At 43.4% G+C, this 1,346-nt stretch carries 1 pseudogene; it reads right to left on the bottom strand.

The features are described from left to right. Window positions 1-47: 47 nt before the first annotated feature. A pseudogene (locus HCZ91_RS13805) lies at window positions 48-1,280 on the bottom strand (IS3 family transposase). Between the last annotated feature and the right edge of the window lie 66 nt (window positions 1,281-1,346).

Genomic DNA, 1,346 nt, shown 5'->3' with positions numbered 1-1,346 from the left:
ATGACCCCTGCCGTCAATCCCGTAGAATTAAACTTGGGAGATTTTAGTTACGCAGCTTGACGATAATAATCAAACCACACCTGTCTTGGCGATTGATAGCCCAAACCCTTTTGAATCCTCGTCTGATTATAGTACAGCTCGATATAACTGATAATATCATTGATGGCTGTGAACCTTGTTTTATAGTCTTGATGATATACCAACTCATTCTTTAATACGCCCCAGAAGCTTTCTATCGGAGCGTTATCGAAACAGTTGCCTTTGCCGCTCATTGAGCCTATGAATTGATGCTGCTTAATGGTCTTGTGGTAGGCGTGACTGCAATACTGGCTGCCTCTATCAGAATGCACAATTAGTCCCTTGCTTGGGCGTTTATTCTTAATTGCCATGTTAAGCGCACGACATACTAAATCTGCGGTCATGCGCTTGTTAATAGCGTAGCCGACAAGCTCTTTAGTGTATAAGTCTTTGACTCCAGCTAAGTACAGCCAACCTTCGTTTGTCCAGATATAAGTAATATCGCTGACCCAAGACTCATTGGGACGCTTGGCGTCAAACTGCTGATTCAGCACGTTGTCATAGACCAGTTTATTGTGATTGGAATCAGTAGTGACTTTAAAGCGCTTATGACGACGGCACTTGATGCCGTGTTCCTCTTTAATACTTCTAACCATGTAGGGACTGATGTCATGGCCTTGATCACTTAGATGCGCATGTAGACGATCTACACCATAACGCTCATATGTTTCAGTATGAGCGGCTTTGACTAGTAGCTCGCAGTGATTACGATGTATCTGCTGATCACTAATGTCACGACTTGACCAGTCATAGTAACTTGATGATTTAACCTTTAATACACGGCACATAGTTGTGATGCTAAATATCTGCTGATTGTCTTTGATAAAAGCGTACTTTACTAGCTGTCACTGCGTGCATAGCCCTACGTCTTGCGTCACTAAAACAGTCTCCCAGACTGTTTCTTAACGCTCCTCATTGGCGAAGTACGCCGTCGCCTTTTTTAATATCTCGCGCTCCTCCTCAGCAACTTTAAGCTGGCGCTTTAGCCGTTTTACTTCTTCAAGGGCGCTCATAAGATCAGGATCGTATTGCTCAGTGCCCACAAGCTTGCCCTGATTGGCTTTATTCTGCCAGTTAGATAAGGTTTGCATGGCGATCCCGAGCTGCTTTGCAGTAGCTGAAATATTGCCATTATTATCCGCTATCTTCTTCACAGCTTCTGCTTTAAATTCTGTGCTGTAAGTTCTAACTTTCTTGGTCATGGTAAACTCCTCGTTGAGTCGTTAGTTTACCAAGTTTACTTGTACGGTTTCTTCAGCATAGCTCAC

Source organism: Psychrobacter sp. BI730, from assembly GCF_013414195.1.
In the GTDB taxonomy this organism is placed as follows: Bacteria; Pseudomonadota; Gammaproteobacteria; order Pseudomonadales; family Moraxellaceae; genus Psychrobacter.
The sequence above is the reverse complement of the archived record's forward strand: the minus strand, read 5'-3'. Positions and strand labels throughout refer to the sequence as shown.